The 16,767-nt window shown below is 33.9% G+C and carries 12 protein-coding genes; 5 read left to right on the plus strand and 7 right to left on the minus strand.

Annotated elements, in window-relative coordinates:
- Positions 1-62 precede the first annotated feature (62 nt).
- The 4 genes from pyrF to BWZ41_RS04705 form a co-directional block, all read right to left on the minus strand.
- Positions 63-743 carry an orotidine-5'-phosphate decarboxylase gene (pyrF, locus tag BWZ41_RS04690; protein WP_143689562.1) on the minus strand — a complete coding sequence of 227 codons (681 nt, stop codon included), beginning with the start codon at positions 741-743 and terminating at the stop codon, positions 63-65.
- Between the two features lie 43 nt (positions 744-786).
- The gene (locus BWZ41_RS04695; RefSeq protein ID WP_143689563.1) at positions 787-1,953 is read right to left on the minus strand and encodes a hypothetical protein; all 1,167 of its coding nucleotides are present in this window, start codon (positions 1,951-1,953) and stop codon (positions 787-789) included.
- 137 nt (positions 1,954-2,090) lie between these two features.
- On the minus strand, positions 2,091-4,166 hold the full coding sequence (locus BWZ41_RS04700; protein ID WP_143689564.1) for a coiled-coil domain-containing protein: 2,076 nt from the start codon (positions 4,164-4,166) through the stop codon (positions 2,091-2,093).
- 51 nt (positions 4,167-4,217) lie between these two features.
- Positions 4,218-6,656, minus strand: coding sequence for a valine--tRNA ligase (locus BWZ41_RS04705; protein WP_143689565.1), 2,439 nt, complete (start codon positions 6,654-6,656; stop codon positions 4,218-4,220).
- A 146-nt stretch (positions 6,657-6,802) separates the two neighbouring features.
- Between BWZ41_RS04705 and BWZ41_RS04710 the strand changes: the two genes are divergently transcribed.
- Positions 6,803-7,450 carry a hypothetical protein gene (locus BWZ41_RS04710; RefSeq protein WP_143689566.1) on the plus strand — a complete coding sequence of 216 codons (648 nt, stop codon included), beginning with the start codon at positions 6,803-6,805 and terminating at the stop codon, positions 7,448-7,450.
- Positions 7,451-7,546: 96 nt separating this feature from the next.
- On the opposite strand, the gene BWZ41_RS04715 is transcribed toward BWZ41_RS04710, so the two are convergent.
- Entirely contained in the window at positions 7,547-8,839 is a 1,293-nt protein-coding gene (locus BWZ41_RS04715; RefSeq protein ID WP_143689567.1) for a cbb3-type cytochrome c oxidase subunit I, read from the minus strand.
- Positions 8,840-8,901: 62 nt separating this feature from the next.
- Between BWZ41_RS04715 and BWZ41_RS07685 the strand changes: the two genes are divergently transcribed.
- The 4 genes from BWZ41_RS07685 to BWZ41_RS04730 all read left to right on the plus strand — a co-directional run bounded on the left by BWZ41_RS07685 (position 8,902) and on the right by BWZ41_RS04730 (position 12,567).
- Positions 8,902-9,078, plus strand: coding sequence for a hypothetical protein (locus BWZ41_RS07685; RefSeq protein ID WP_006013887.1), 177 nt, complete (start codon positions 8,902-8,904; stop codon positions 9,076-9,078).
- Between the two features lie 84 nt (positions 9,079-9,162).
- The gene (locus BWZ41_RS04720; RefSeq protein ID WP_143689568.1) at positions 9,163-10,272 is read left to right on the plus strand and encodes an outer membrane protein assembly factor BamB family protein; all 1,110 of its coding nucleotides are present in this window, start codon (positions 9,163-9,165) and stop codon (positions 10,270-10,272) included.
- Entirely contained in the window at positions 10,265-11,644 is a 1,380-nt protein-coding gene (gene lpdA, locus BWZ41_RS04725; RefSeq protein WP_143689569.1) for a dihydrolipoyl dehydrogenase, read from the plus strand. The genes BWZ41_RS04720 and lpdA overlap by 8 nt, the downstream gene beginning before the upstream one ends.
- Before the next feature lie 2 nt (positions 11,645-11,646).
- Positions 11,647-12,567 carry a tyrosine-type recombinase/integrase gene (locus BWZ41_RS04730; RefSeq protein WP_143689570.1) on the plus strand — a complete coding sequence of 307 codons (921 nt, stop codon included), beginning with the start codon at positions 11,647-11,649 and terminating at the stop codon, positions 12,565-12,567.
- Positions 12,568-12,787: 220 nt separating this feature from the next.
- Here BWZ41_RS04730 and BWZ41_RS04735 read toward each other — a convergent pair whose 3' ends face one another.
- Together BWZ41_RS04735 and mutS are read right to left on the minus strand one after the other, a co-directional pair.
- Positions 12,788-14,080 (minus strand): IS4 family transposase, encoded by a 1,293-nt coding sequence (locus BWZ41_RS04735; protein ID WP_143689401.1) that lies wholly within the window; start codon positions 14,078-14,080, stop codon positions 12,788-12,790.
- A gap of 160 nt (positions 14,081-14,240) precedes the next feature.
- Complete coding sequence (mutS, locus tag BWZ41_RS04740) at positions 14,241-16,751, minus strand: DNA mismatch repair protein MutS (RefSeq protein WP_143689571.1); 2,511 nt, start codon at positions 16,749-16,751, stop codon at positions 14,241-14,243.
- Between the last annotated feature and the right edge of the window lie 16 nt (positions 16,752-16,767).

Raw genomic sequence — 16,767 nt, forward strand, 5'->3', positions numbered from 1 at the left:
CCCTGCTGAACGGATACATACCGTTTGTTGCTTTTATTCTATGGTACCTTATCTGCCCTGCTTCAATCAGTAAGGGATTTCAATATTAACTCTGCACTACTTGCGGGATTGCTACTCTCTGTAATTGGTCTGCCAATTACGATATAATCAGCTCCTGAATTTATTGCTTCTTTTGGTGTTACTGTCCTTTTTTGATCATCATGACCTCGATTCATACGGATTCCTGGAGTAATAATTTTAAAGTCTTTACCACATTCTTGGCGCACTTCTTGAGCTTCTAGTGCAGAGCAAACTATTCCATGTAGACCAATCTTTTTTGCAAGCTTTGCCAGCAAAATTACCTGTGATTTTGTTTCTCTTGCTACTCCAAGCTCACTTAGATCTTTATTACTCATGCTAGTTAATACTGTTACTCCAATTAGCTTTATTTTAGTGCCTTGCACTATACTTAGCGCTTCTTGAAGCATTTTTGTTCCACCACTGATATGCAATGTTAGCATTTCAACATCTAGAATCTTGATTGCTTCAATCGTTCTAGCGACAGTGTTTGGAATATCATGCAATTTCAGATCTAAAAAAATTGGTATATTGCATTTTGCAACTTCTCTCACTTCAGAAGGGCCATGTGCAGCAAAAAATTCTAACCCAAGCTTTACCATGCCAACCTTATCACGCAGAGCATTAGCTAAAGATATAGCTTTATTCAAATCTTGTGTATCCAGTGCGCATATTATTGGGTTCATTATCTTGTATAATTTTTTTTATAATAAGAGTAATTGTTGCATTTTACAATCCATATTCAGGGATTGGTACACTTGCAATGCTTTGTACAGACACTGAACCCGATAATCTGGTCGGAGTGGGTGAACGACTGGCATATCCAAGATCTTCCTGTAAAGAATCAGACGTTTCCTCCGATGTTTTGGAACCGTTAACTGGAGTGAATTGTGCAAGTTCCCCTAATATAAATTTTATTTTCTGAGTCTCCCCTAATATTATTTTTGTGCTATAATCTTTAATTGCTCTATTTTCTCTTATTGATTCTTCTACCTTTTCTATCACATATTGAAGTTGTTTTATTTGACTGTCTCGCTCTAAAAGTAAATTTCTTAAATTTTTCACTTCGTTATTACAATCTTGTCTTATTTTGTCTAACTCAAAAGATTGATTTTTAATTAAACCATCTGCTTTATCTAGCTCTTCAAATTTCCTTTTTAACTCTTGAGATAAGTTTTTATTTTTCTGATCAATTTCTTTAAATTTACAATGTAATTCATCTAATGCCACACAAAGTTCTTCTTGCCTTTTATATAATTCTTCTTTTTGTGTATATAGCATATGTTTCTCTTTACGTAATTTATCTATTTCCTTAGATAACTCCTCGTTTTCTTTGAATAATTTTTCTATTTCCTTATTCAATTCTTCATGTTTATTATTGTCTATTTTTCTTTTCAATTCCATTATGTGTTTTTCCCTCTCAGTTAGAGTAGCTTCTTTTTCCTGTAACTGTTTACACAAATATGAGATTTTATGGAGTAGTTCTTTTTCTTGTGCAGCAAGCTCATCTTTCTCCTTCGTTACTTTTTCTAATTCGTCTGTTATTCCAATTATATGGATCATTTTTGCTTCTAATTTCTCCTCCAAAGATTTTTTTTCTTTAAGAAAAGATTTCCTCTCAGCTTCTATTTTTTGACCAAATTTTCTTCCTTCCTCGTATAAATTGTGCTTTTCTTGAGTCAACTCAAGCTCTTTGTGAGCAAATTTCTTTCCCACTTTACTAGTGTCAATAATTATTTTATACAAAATCATAAGAGCCAAAGCAGATAATACAGCTAAAGCGAGAATTAAAGAACTAGGTACATTAATAAGCGCTAAAGATGTAAGTAATGTAAGAGTAGCCAGAGAACTAGCTATAAAATAAAATGTATTATATTTATTAAGTAAATTGCTCATCACCCATATACAAAACTTCAGCAGTCTTGTATATATTGATTAAAATTATCTTACCCGTAGAGGAGAACACTTATCACAATTGTACCAGTGATAAACTTTAGTTGATATGCTAACTAAACTCAAAATACAAGGTGGCATCAGACGAGAGTAGAACATCTACTAGAATATCCAAAATCTTCTGAATATGAAGCTTCATCCAGCTCTTTATTTGGTAGTGCTGATAAGTCTCCATTACTTATATCTGAAGGAGCAAGGCTATCATTAGTTTGTACAGATATTTCTTCAATTACTCCTTTTATTTCTTGATCACTGACTCCAACATTCTTGATTAATTCCTCCAATCTATTCAAAATCTCTAATACAGTTTCCTGCGATATAATCACTTTATCTCCTTCTCTTACATTCTCTTTGAACAAATATATCATGTTTTTTGCCAAATCTTGTGCTAAGCTCACACGATTCTGATGAACTAATGAAAATTGATCATTCAAATCTGAAATTTCTTCTTTTATAGAATGCTTCTCAAATAGTAACTCTTGGTACTTTTCATGTTGAATTTGACTTTCTTCCTTCAGATTGATGTTATAATTTTCTAACTCTTCACTGTTTTTTCTTTCTTTATTAAGAATCTTTTCTAACTCTTTAATCTTACTGAAATATTTAGTTTCTTTCTCTGCCGATTGCGTACTTAGTTCTTCTAAATCTACAGTTAGTTTAATCGCTTCTTGAGTTTTTTCATTTAACTTTTCTTCTAATCGTCTTTTTTCTTCTTCTAAATCCCATGATTTAAGTCCTAGATCAGAAGCTTTAGACCTTTCTTTTTCCAACTGCGCTTCTAACTCTGCTATTTTTTTCTCTTTCGCTGCTAAACATGTCATCAATTCTGTTACTTTTTTAGATTCTAATTCATGTGATTGATTTGCTAATCTCTGGATTTCACTATATTTATCACCTAAATCTTTTTTAGTATCATTCAATTCTTGTTCTAACCTTTTATCTTCATTTATTGATTCAGCCAGTCCGTACTCTGATTTCCTTATTTGATCATTTAGTCTTTTTACTCTGACATCTCGACCTTCAGCATATTCTTCCAAATTTTGCTTTTCTTTACTTAACTGTTGTATCTTTTCTTGCATTTCCCTTAACTTCTTATCTAACTTTTCCTTCTCTATTCTTTTCTCCTCAAATTCACTCTCTACCGAATCACTTAGCTGCCCGAATTTTTGTGTTATTTCAGCTAAAACCTCATTTAATTGCCTTACCTTTCCATTTAACTCCTCTATCTCTCTCACTTTCTGCTGCAATTGTTCTGACATAGTTTCTTTATCTTCAGTCAATCTTGTATTTTCTTTTTCCAATTTATTAATTCTTTCGTTTAAGCTTTCATCTACAACTTGTGCACTTTTGTCTTGCATTTTAGTACTGCCTATTTGAGCTTCTTTGCTGCCACGCTCAATTTCTTGAGTTGTTTTAATGTTAATATTTCTATTACCATTTTCTATCACAATCTCAGATGATTTATGATTGCCTTTCTCCTTATTTCTAAATTTTATTTGATACAAGAATAAGTTACCTATTTTTACATCTTTATTTGCTTTCAATTGATCATCAGTAACACGATTACGCTCGATAAGTTCTATACCATTAGCATCAATATTAATTATAATAGTGCACTTTTTTCCGCCCTCATCACACCAATTCAGAGTCATTTCGTATGCACCATCAGTTACAACATAGTGCCTTATTCCTTCTTCAGAAACAAAACCGTGCATTCCATTTTCTCCATTGCTATGCAGAGTTGAAAACCCTATAATTCCATTATCTTGACAGAAATTACTATTCAAAAACTCACTGACTTTGAATTTGTTTTTATTAGCTCCCAATTTAACTTCTGCACAACTACCATATATTGACACTGTTTCAACACCACTTTCAATATACCCATTCAATACTTTTTTAGCCTTATCTTGAAGCTCTAGTCTCGCCTCCTTTACATTATTGAAATCTTGGATAACGGCTTTATACACTTCATCTTCATTAAAATTGGCATTGTATTTTATTAAAAAAGATAGTATGTGAAAACTAGCTACAGCAGTGTGAATTGATTTATTCTTTTCTTTTATCTTACCGAGCAAAAACAAAAACCTTTGAATGAAGTCATGATAATCATCTTTTTGTTCTTCAATTTTATTATCATATGTATTATCAATCATTATTACCTCACAACTAAATAATTAGTATAGTAATACGAATGCTAAGTTACATCAATCAATAAACTTTACAGTAAATTTTCCATTCTCAGTTATAAGCTCTGCTTCTGTACTCTCAACCCATTCTATCACTTCAGCATTGCAAACTGACTGCAAATCATGATGAGCAGAATAATTTAACTCATCCTCTTTTACACTCGCTTTTATCATCAACTTTTGTATAAGATGCTTAACTGATACGTTATTATCTGCTTTTATTTTTCTCACAAGGTTTAATATCTGCACGAAATTATCTCCCATTTCCTCAGAATACTTATCATAGATAAGTTCTTCCTTGTTAGGCCAATTACTTTTATTGTGAACGGAATTATAACTATACAACTGATGATATATTTCCTCTGTAATGTATGGCAAAAATGGTGCAAATAACCGCAAAACAATGTTCAATACATATGCTAAACTTTGTTTCGCACTTGAATCATTTCCATACGCACGTTTCTTTACTAGTTCCAAATAATTATCACAAAAATCCTTCCAGAAAAACTCCTCTACTGCCTCCAAAGCTTCGCAGTATTCAAACTGTAATAGGTTATTTGTTGCTCTTTCTATAACTTTGTATAACTTAGACAATATCCACTTATCCATTGTCTCGTGAGCAGAATTTATGCTCAATGCTTGATGTTTTTCCATAAACATGGAAACAAATTTGCTAGCATTCCAAAGTTTCGTAACTAGGCGCTTGCCAATTTTGAATATATTTTCAGAGTAGACTGTATCAACTCCCAGCCTTGAATTCGCTGCCCAATAGCGTACTACATCAGCTCCATAAGTTTCAAGTATTACATGAGGAGTGATGATGTTACCTTTTGATTTACTCATCTTTTTTTTATCATCAGACAAACACCAACCGCTGATCATGATATTTTTCCACGGCAGTGAATCTGCATGATAATGCGCCTTCAAAATCGTATAAAAAGCCCAAGTTCTTATTATCTCATGGCTTTGACTGCGTAGATCTGCAGGAAATATCTTCTCATACCGATGGTTTGGTAAACCGATCTCACTGTTTACTGCTAGTGCACTTAGTTGAGGAGTGATCGCACTTGTGGCCCAAGTATCCATCACATCTTGATCTGGAACAACCTCTTCTTTACTATATCCTTTTGGCAAATCTTTAAGTGGATCTATAGGTAAATCTTTTACTTCAGCTAAAATAATTTTGCCTTCTTCTCCTTCACGCTTTGAATACCACACTGGAAATGGCACACCAAAATAACGCTGTCTTGAAATGCACCAGTCCCAATTTAGCCCTTCTATCCATATCTCCATACGTTTACGCATAGATTCTGGATGCCATCTACATTCTCTCACTTTATCTAACACTTGAGCTTTTTGTTTTAAAGTCTTGATAAACCACTGATAAGTAGGTAATATCTCGAGTGGCGCACCAGATCTTTCCGCACACTTAACAGAATGAGAAATGTTAGTGCTTTCTATCAAAAGGCCCTTTCCACTCAAGATTTCAATCATCCTCTTTCTTGCTTCTTTAACTTTTAGTCCATGGATCCCAGTGTCAGCTACTCGGATGACACCGTCACAGAGGTTCATCCTCCCATCCTGATCAATAATAATTTTCATCGGCAAGTTATGTTTTTTCTGCCAATATATGTCAAGCTCATCACCAAATGTACAGCACATAACAAGCCCAGTACCTTTATCTATTTTTACCTTATCATCAGCTATTATTGGAACTTTTTCCCCTGTAATTGCCACTATGGCTATTTTTCCAATCAGATGGGCATATCGTGCATCCTCTGGATGATAAAAAACTGCAACGCATGCTGGTAGCAATTCAGGTCGTGTAGTTGCAATATGAATCTGCTCATTTTCTTCAGTGGAAAAAACTATCGTGTTCAAAGATGACTCAAAGACTTTATCTTCTATTTCCGCTTGCGCAATTGCGGTTTTATCAATTGGGTCCCAAAGAATAGGTTGCATTTTTCTGTATGCATATCCCTTATTATATAAATCAACAAATGACATTTGAGAAAGTGCCACAGTTTCCTTGCTGATCGTGTGGTATTCCAAATCCCAGTCATAGCTAATGCCAACTGATTTAAACAATTCCTTGAATTCTTGCTTTGATTTTTCAATAACCTCATTGCACATCTCTATAAATTTTTCTCTGCCAACTTCTTTTGCGCGGGTTTTATAGGTTTGCTCAACTAACCTTTCAGTCGGAAGGCCATTACCATCAAACCCAATTGGATAAAATACATCTTTTCCCAGCATACGCTGAAACCTTGCAATAAAGTCTGTGTGGCAATAGCTGAATATATGGCCAATATGCAACTTTCCTGATATCGTTGGTGGGGGCGTATCTATAGTGAAAGTGTTACCCTTTTCACTACTCCATTTATAAACTTTACTTCCTTCCAATAATACATTGTATTTGTCTTCAACTTCTCTAAAGCTGTATTTTTCTTCCAACATAAATATTTTTCAGTTTTAAGCTTTAAATTAGCACAATTGAGCAAATACAGCAATTTTAATGTCTGACATTTTAGTTTATAATACAAAATTTCTTGATTTTAGTTTTTTATGTATTACACGATAAATTTTTAGTATTGAGGTTTATTATGCCTGATTTTAAATTTTCTGATTTACAAGATCTTGTTAATGCTCTATATGATCCATACTATCTGCCCTCCAACGAAAAAATAAAACTAGCAGAATTGCTTGAGGACGTGTTGGAACTAGAAGGTAAAAAAAGCCTAGAGGAGGGAATAGCTATATTGAAAAATAAAATAAGAGATGAACTAAAAAATGGAATGAGAAGTGAAATGAAACAAAAAATAAATAAACTTGAGCAGCTAGATGAGAAAAATAAAGACTTACAAACTAAAAAGGGTCACGCTGAATGGTTAAATAAAACCTTAGAATATAAGAGTAATATAGCTAAGAAGGAAAATACAAAATTAAAAGCTGAGACAAATAAACTAAATACTCAATTACAGCAAGAAAAGAAAATATTAGAAGCCAAAAATGAAGCAATTGAACAACTAAGAAAAAAAGCAACATACATCGCTACTGCTAGTACTGGTCTTGCTGTTGGGTTAGTAGTGTATATTACACTTGAACATACAACTAAATTGGACATGTGGTTAATCGTTGTTATAGCAACAGTATCTGCATTCTTAGCTGGTAGTTTAATAATGAAACCTAGCTCTCAAGTAAATGGAACACAAGAACCACAAGGAGTAGCAAATGAGAGTTCAATAACTTGACATCTATCTTCTCATATTTGAAGCAAGTTATTTAAACCATAGTACAAAGTAAGTATGGTAATTTTACACTAAAATTTTTAGTTTTGTTTCTGTGGTTCAGTTGGTACGCGCTTTGCCTTTTAACAGATGTGAAAGCACAATTATTACGAACAACATTCCACCAATAACTGATATAGCGCCACCTACAATGAAACAAGTACGAGCTAACATTGATGAAATGCTTGGCAAGTTTGCAACTTTCCTTAAAGCGCCATATCCACCGAGCCAAACAAGGCCATTAATATGGAGAAAATGCCCTAAACTGTAGGAGTAAATCTGTAATTTTACTATAGAGCTTTTTATTTCTTTACAGCCCAATTTTGGTAACAGCCAGTAGACAAAATTCATAAAAGCTATAGTGATACCAACTACAGAGCCGTGATAATGCGCAGGAATGGTAACATTTCCTTCAATAGTTAGCACTCCAAGCATACCTCCATAAGTGAACAACAAAAATGAATGTAATAAATAGTTACTTTTATCATTAATAAAAGTTCTGATGTTGCAGCACACTAATATTATCAAAAAACATGGCAAAACTGCTCCAGCAATCCTCATATGCCAGGTAAAAAACTGTATCAATTCAGCACTATCCACTGAATAAACAAAATATGAAAATGGTGCTCCTACCGCTAAAACTGTGTTGATAAATAGTGGTAAAATGGTAATTTTATTTAGACTAATATAGCGAGCATTCAGTATGATCAAATAAACTAAAAACATTGCTTGAGCAAAGGCAAACTGCAGTAAATGTCCGCCTCCCCAAAAGAGATATTCATAAAATAAATTCTTGTCTGAGTGATATAGACCTGGAGGCATATTTTTATGTGCTAAAACAACACAAAGAAATGATGAAACAAGTATAGTGACCAGGCCGATTTGTCCGATTGAAAGATATGAGTCTTGTTTATTTGAGATGTAGGCTAGAGCTGTATTTATTAATATGCTGGTAATGAAAAGACTGAGTCCAAGTAAAAATAATTTGTTTTGTAATACAGGTATATAGTTACTTTTGATAACTTCAGTATTTTGAACAAATGCAGATATAAACATTAGCAGCATGGAAAGGATTGAGAGAGTCCATGAGAAGTTAAACCAATGATTGGTGTTTTTTAAGTTTATGATGAAGAGCAGAGATATTATAGAGCACATCCATACCAAAATTGACAAATTTACGTGTATCACCAATGCATTATCAAAGATATATTGTGCAGAAGGAATGAGAGAAGAAATAAAAGGCAATCGTAGAAAAATAACAATTATTGACAGCAGTCCAGAACAAGCAAGAGCAAGTACTGCCAAGAATATCCATTGCCTGCAAAGTGAAGCGTTATTTTGTATGTTGAGCATTTACTTTTAGGTACTATAGCATAAGACAATGTACATTTTTCAAATTGATATGCATAGTTTAAATGAATGACATTACAACAATATCTTTCATCGTGAAAATGCTGAGTCCATTTCCATTTCATATTATGGTAATATTACTGACAGCGTTAGTCTGGGCTATCGAAATGTGTTTTAATCAATACTTGATAAAAATTATTACAGTAAGAGAATCTTTACATAATGGCATGACATTACGTTAATGCTTTTGATCCACAATTAAGAACATTTTCGTTGTGATTTACGTTTCTAGTATGTATATTAATGAATCTTGTTTTCACTAAATAATGAAAATAATAATTGTCATGATAATGTTATTGTATAGTAACTATACAATGGCAAGCGAACGAATAAGTTTAGTAGATAAAAAATTATCTCAAGGATATGTAGCTCCAATACTTACAGAAAATAGCGTTATTTTACCAGACAAGCACGGTACCTTATATTCCTTTGATATCGATAACCCAAGAGTTATAAATTGGAAATTATACCTCTCAAGTAGGAAAAAAATTGGTAATATGAGTTTATCGAGCTACAAAGAAAATGTTTTCTTTGTAGTGGATAACATTCTACACACAATAGATGCTAAAACAGGGGAGATTCAATGGAAAAAAGAATTAAGAGCTCCGGCAAGAGGGAAAGCAATAGTAATAAACAATAAGTTGGTAGTATTGACTATTGATAACTATCTACATGTATTTGATATAAAAGATGGCAGCCCCATTTGGGCTTATCAAAATGGTATAAATGAGGTTCGAGGTTTATATTCCATCTCACCAGCAGTCTCTAATGATAAAATAATGGCACCATTTTCAAATGGCGAGTTAATAGCTTTTAATGAAGAAGGTAAAAAACTATGGAGCCAAAAATTAGCTACAAATCTTTTAGACACACAGCTTACAGATGTAACTACTACACCTAGAGTACACGATAATATCTTAATAGCTACGAGCAACTCTTATATTTATAGCATTGACGTAAACTCAGGAAATATTTTATGGTCAAGGCCACTACAAGTAAAAAGTATATCAAACATTGAGTCATATTATAGCCCTCTTATTCCTGCAGAGAAACAAAAAGAGGGCGGAAGAATTTTCATGGTGACTAAAGATAATAAGGTAATTGGCATCGACATACAAAGTGGAAAAACAGTTTGGACATCTGATTTTATAGAGAATGTGCAATTGTTTGCTCCAATTATGTATGCCCATACGCTTTGGGTAACAAATAATAAAGGTTCAATATTTGCTTTTCCTGGATCTGAAAGTACAGGAAGGATAGTCAAACTACCTGGTAATGTGTTTCACACTCCAGTGTTTACTCACGATAAAATATATGTAACAACTGAGGGAAATGGTGTTTATTCTTTAGAAAATAGGTTTGTTCTTTATGATTGATTATGATCTGATTGTTATAGGTGGTGGCCCAGGTGGTTACAAATGCGCTATTGCTGCTGCAAAACTTGGACTTAAAGTTGCTTGTATAGACAAAAATAGCATTTTTGGTGGTACCTGTTTGCGAGTTGGATGTATACCCTCCAAAGCGTTACTCCACTCCTCTTATCAGTATGCTCACACGAAAAACGATCTGTCAAAGCTTGGCATAAAAATTAAGGATGTAAGTTTCGATCTAAAAGAAATGCTAGGCTATAAAGACGCTAGAGTTCAGGAACTTGGAAAAGGCATAGAATATCTGTTTAACCTTTATAAAATCACTAAAATCAATGGCCTTGGAAAAATTACTTCTTTTGACGAAGGTAATCTTGAAGTCTCGGTTGAAGGTAAGGTACTGAAGGCAAAAAATATAGTAATTGCAACTGGTTCTGACGTTAGTTCTCTACCAGGAATTGATATCGATGAGAAAAATATCATTTCGTCAACTGGTGCATTATTTCTTACTGAAGTGCCAAAAAAACTTGTCGTAATTGGAGCTGGAGCAATAGGGCTTGAAATGTCTTCTGTATGGAGCAGGTTAGGGTCTGAAGTTACCGTAGTAGAATTTCTCGATAGAATCGCTGCAGCAATGGACGGAGAATTAAGCAAGTCTCTGCTTTCTAGTCTACAAAAGCAGGGAATAAAATTTTTACTCAGCACTAAAGTTGAAGAGATAAAACAAAATAGTAACTCTTTGAATGTGAAAGTTTGTTCTGTAAAAGATAACCAAACAAATACTATAGAAGTGGATAAGGTATTGGTTGCAGTAGGACGTAAACCATGCTCTGAGGGTCTTGAAAAAATAGAAAAGGACAGTCGTGGCTTTATTCAAGTCAATAGTAGGTATGAAACCAATGTAAAAGGAATATTTGCTATTGGTGACGTCATTGGCGGAGCAATGCTTGCTCACAAAGCTGAGGAAGAAGGGGTGGCAGTTGCAGAGATACTAGCAAGGCAATTGCCTCACGTTGATTATGAAATCATACCGTCAGTCATTTATACCCACCCTGCAGTTTCTTCAATCGGTAAAACTGAAGAAGAACTAAAAAGTGCTGGTCGAAAGTATAAAGTTGGTAAATGTCAATTTGCTGCAAACGGTAGAGCAAAAGTCACTGACGATGCTGAGGGATTCGTGAAAGTTCTGACTTGTAGTAAAGCAGATACAATACTCGGTGTGCATATCATAGGAACATATGCTGATACATTAATCAACGAAGCAGCAGTTGCAATGGCATATGGTGCAGCAGCAGAGGATATATACAGAATTCGTCACTCTCATCCTGATATAAATGAAGCCTTTAGGGATGCGTGCATCGATGCTTTCTTTAAAAAGTAACTGTGGACCTCGGTTCAATCATTGAAAAATGGTATGATTGGCTAAAGTACAACAGGTCTTACTCACCAAACACTTTGGAGTCATACATGAGGGACCTCAAGGATCTTATAAGTTTCCTAAATACTCACATTGGTGAAGAAGTAAATGTTGGCTCTTTGGAAAAATTAAGCATACCTGAACTGAGAAGTTGGTTTACCTCTCGTTATGCAAGAGGTGTAAATGCGAGATCTAACACTCGCGCATTATCAGTAATCAGAAATTTTTTCAAATATATAAAAAACAATTATGAAATAAATAATGAAGCGGTATTTTCTTTATCAAGGCCAATTCAGAGAAGAACTCTACCTAAAGCACTTTCAATATCTAACATAGAAACTCTATTGAAAAAAATGAAATTGCCTGATCTAGGTGAGCCTTGGGTGGTAAAAAGAGAAATTGCAATTGTCGTTCTGCTATATGGTACGGGCTTAAGAATCACTGAAGCATTGAATCTTAAGGTTAGTGATATTAGCAATGAAAGTTTAATAGTAACAGGTAAGGGAGATAAACAAAGACAGGTATTCATTCTTCCAGTAGTAAAAAAGTGTATACAAAAATATATAAAAGCTTGTCCCCACTTTGACGAAGCGGGACATCTTTTTGTGGGGGTAAGAGGAAAAAAATTGGGAAGAACTTATGTTGCTAATCGTTTGCAAAAAATAAGAAGATTTTTAAACTTACCAGAAATTTTATCTCCACATGCATTTCGCCATAGTTTTGCTACTCATTTGCTTCAGGAAGATATTGACATAAGATCAATACAACAGCTGCTTGGCCACTCAAGCCTTGAAACTACTCAAGTTTACACTCACCTAAATTATCAAGATGTCTTCAATATGTATAAAAACTTTCAGAAGAGTTTGAATAAAAAATCGAAATCTTAACTTCGTCTTAAATCGATAATATTGCCGAACTGAGTGCTTGCAACATCATTCAGTACTGTACTTGCTTTATATAAGCAATAGTGACCAGCAGAGAAGAAAGCAAAAACGTTTTGCAAAAGGTTATGAATGAAAGAGAATAGACAGCAGAATTTAAATTAGAAGCTATGTAAAGAAATAAGTCAAGCAAATAGGGAGTATTAAATAAACCATACGCGTCAAGTTAAGAGATTGTGATCAAATTTAGAGAAGTTAAGGTGGATACCCTAGTTTTTCTGTACTTGTCTTTTAATGAAAACTGCGACCAAGTTATGGTAAGCTTTTTGAGAAAAATATTTAAGCCTTTAATTTTATTATTTAGTGCTAAAAATAACTCTCTAATCCGTCTTTTTAGCTCAATAAATGCCTTTGTTAAGCTAAGCTCCGTATTTTTTTTCAGTTCTGTGCAACCAACTATTCCATGAAATATAAGAATTGCACACAATTTGGCATATAGCTCACATAATACTCTGTATGGCTTTCCTCTCAGCTTATCAAGCCTTATATTACTCTTATATAATTTGAACAATAATTCAATTTGCCATCTTATTCGGTAAACTACTAGTATTTGCTCAGCATTAATCTTACTTTTTGGAACATTAGTTATAAATATCGACCAATTTAGTAACTTTTGGTTCCTTTGAGAAGATGTGTATCCATGTGATCTTGCTAACCTATTAGCCTTTCTTCTTCTAGCCATAGCTTGTTCTTCAGTTAGTTTTTTAAATATAATTCTTACTTTAACCCTTGTCTCTTTTCCTAACAATACCTCCTGTTCTAGAAAAGATCGATCTCCCAAATGTTCTAGTAAATCTATTTTTTGACCTGTCTCTATATCATATATGTTAGTATCGGATTTATAACGACTTATGAAATAAGCTCCTATTTCATTGATTTGTTTAAAAGAACTTGGCACAAAATAACCCAAATCAGATATTAGTAAATCGTTGTTCGATATATTGCTTAAATGGCTTCTATAACCCTGATCTGACCTTATTCCTTCAGTTATATTAAGCTGGTCTAATGTCTGGTTTAGGTAGTAAAAAACTAATTGTAACTTTATTCCAGACTTAGTATTGCTTTCATAACCACTGTAGCTTGTGCCATATCCTTTATACATGTCTTTCATACTGTTAGGTAAGCTAATGTAGCTGCTGTCTAATAATTTAACACCTCCAAAGTGCTTCAAGATTCTGCAATCAACTTGTAAGGTATTTTTAAGTAACGTTAAAGATTCATTATACATTCTTTTCATAAATTCCACTGCTTCCTTGGTAAATCTAAAGTCCAGACCTTGTTTTGTTATATTTATCGAGTCTTCATTCAATAATTGACACACTGTCTCTATACTACAATTATCAACCCCTATATTACCCAAAACGATGGCTTTTATGAACCCTGTTGTAGCTGAGATTTTATCTGCTTTTTCATTAAAAAATTCTTTGAGCTTTTTTGAAATGCAAACTATTCTTTTCATTGTATAAGTTCTCCGTTTTCTTTGTTAGATTTAAGAGAACTTATATCTTTTTTTTCTCTTCCTTACACTAAGTTTATTACCACAGTTCCTTAACTTGACGCGTATGGTTTATTTAACACTCCCAACTCCATAATTGTGGAGTAATATAATGTTACTCTCCTCAAGCCTTTAGCTCCTCAAATACTTCTCTTGCTCTATTTAAAACAGAATCAGGAAAACCAGCAAGTTTTGCTACATGTATTCCATATGACTCATCTGCAATGCCTTCAATTACTTCATGCAGAAAGATAACCTCTCCGTTCCACTCTCTTATTTTTACACAAAAACATTTCACGTTTTTCAAGTATTTGCTTACTTTAGTCAATTCATGATAATGAGTTGCAAAAATGGCGCGGCACTTATTTATGTTGTGAATGTGTTCAATTACCGCCTGTGCAATAGATAATCCATCATATACCCCTGTGCCCCTACCAATTTCATCAAGTATCACCAAAGAATGATCAGTTGCCTGATTTACTATCGTTGCTGTTTCGATCATCTCTACCATGAAGGTAGAATAACCAGCTGTTATATTATCTGTTGCACCAACTCTGCTAAATATCTTGTCAATCACTCCTATATGCGCACTTTCTGCTGGCACAAATGACCCCATGTGAGCTAAAATTGCAATGAGAGCGTTTTGCCTCAAGAAAGTGCTTTTTCCAGCCATATTAGGACCAGTAATTAGATGTATACCAGCTAAATTGATGCTATTTGCAATGAATTTATCTTTAACTTCAACCACTGGATGTCTTCCGCTACAGATATTGAACTCTTTGCTGTCATCAATAATGGGTTTTACGTAATTATTTTGCACTGCAAGATCTGCAAATGCGGTTCTAATATCAAGTTTTGCCAAAGCATTTGCAGCAAGAGCAATTTTTTCAGATTCTTTAGCGACCTCACTACACAGTTCATTAAAAATTTTCACTTCTAAGCCGATTACAGCATCACGTGCCATAAGAATTTTATTTTCTAGTTCTTTCAATTCATTAGTAGTGTAGCGCATGCTATTTGCTAAGCTTTGCCTATGAATAAATATGTCCGAAGTTATTTTGTGATTTGCTGACACTTCAATGTAATAACCAAGTATATTGTTGTGTAATATTTTGAGTGCAGCAATGCCAGTTAGGTCACGATAAGACTCACGGAGCTTAGTTACCAACTTGTTACTGTTGTTCAATATATAAGATAACTCAGATAATTCTGAGTTGTATTTTGGATTGATAAATCCTCCTTCTTTTACGGAACTGAGGTTGTTATCAAGTATAGCGCTGTTTAGAAGCTCGAATAGATCTTTATGATTACCAAGACTTTTATGTATTGTGCTTAGTTCACTCTCTTCACTACTTATCACCTGAGTAGTAAACACTGGTTCCTTTTCTCTGGTTAAGCACTGGAATGATATCTGAGAGTTAATTGCTGGTTTTTCACTTAAACAATAATTATGCAAGGTAGACAGAAACTCAGATAACTCTAAAGTTTTTCCTAGGCCTATTTTTAATAGGTTCATATCCTTTGGTGAACCACGCTCTAGTATTAAGCGCGATAAAGACCTCTCAATATCTGGAATGTTAGATAATATCTCTCGTATTTTTCTGCGTGGCTCATGATTATTTACAAAAAATTGAGCGGTGCTGAGCCTCAAATTAATTGCCTTAGAGCAAGCAAGGGGTGAAGCGAGCATTTGTTTGAGCAGGCGTCCACCAGAGGCTGTTACTGTGTGATCAATAACTGAAATTAGTGAACCTTTCTTTTCACCAAATTGAGTTGAAAACAACTCAAGGTTTCTCCTTGCTGAAGCATCAATAAGCATGAAATTTTGTTGCTTATAGGTTTTTGGGAATTCAAGCCTTGGAATGGAGCCCCTTTGTGTTACTCTGACATATTCAAGCAGTGCACCACACGCCATGATTTCTACTTTGCTGAAATTTCCTATACTCCCAAGTTCCCTGATTTTATAAAACTCGCATAACGTTCTGTGAGATTTACTATACTCAAAAAAACTCTGTGCGTGTTGTGTAATTGATATTTTATAATTTTTTAAAATCGATCTAATTTTTTCGTCCTCAATGAATTTTTCAGAAATTAATAATTCTCTTGGTGATATACGCAATAAATCACTATCTAGAGCCTTCAAACTCGTTAAAGTGTGAAAAAATTTTCCCGTCGATAATTCAAGCCAACTAATAGCATATTCGTCATTTTGTTCAACTATGGATGCGAGATAATTATTGCTTTTATCCTCCAGTAGTGAATCTTCGATAATTGTGCCTGGAGTGACAATTCGCACTACATCACGTTTTACTATGGATTTATAGCCCCTCTTTTTTGCTTCATCAGCAGTTTCTAATTGGTCACAGATTGCTACTTTGAATCCTAAATCTATTAGCTTGTGTAGGTAAGATTCGCTACTGTGTGCTGGCACTCCACACATTGGTATTTCTTGTCCATTTGAATTGCCCCTCTTGGTTAGAACTATATTCAGCAATTTCGCAGCTTTAATAGCATCATCGAAAAACAATTCATAAAAATCGCCCAGTCTATAAAACAATAGATGATCCTTGTATTGAGCTTTCAGGTTCAAATATTGCTCCATTACAGGGGTATTTTTTTCTCTTATTAAGTTCATAATATTTTTAAATATG

It is taken from the genome of Wolbachia endosymbiont of Nilaparvata lugens (assembly GCF_007115045.1).
Classification (GTDB): Bacteria; Pseudomonadota; Alphaproteobacteria; order Rickettsiales; family Anaplasmataceae; genus Wolbachia.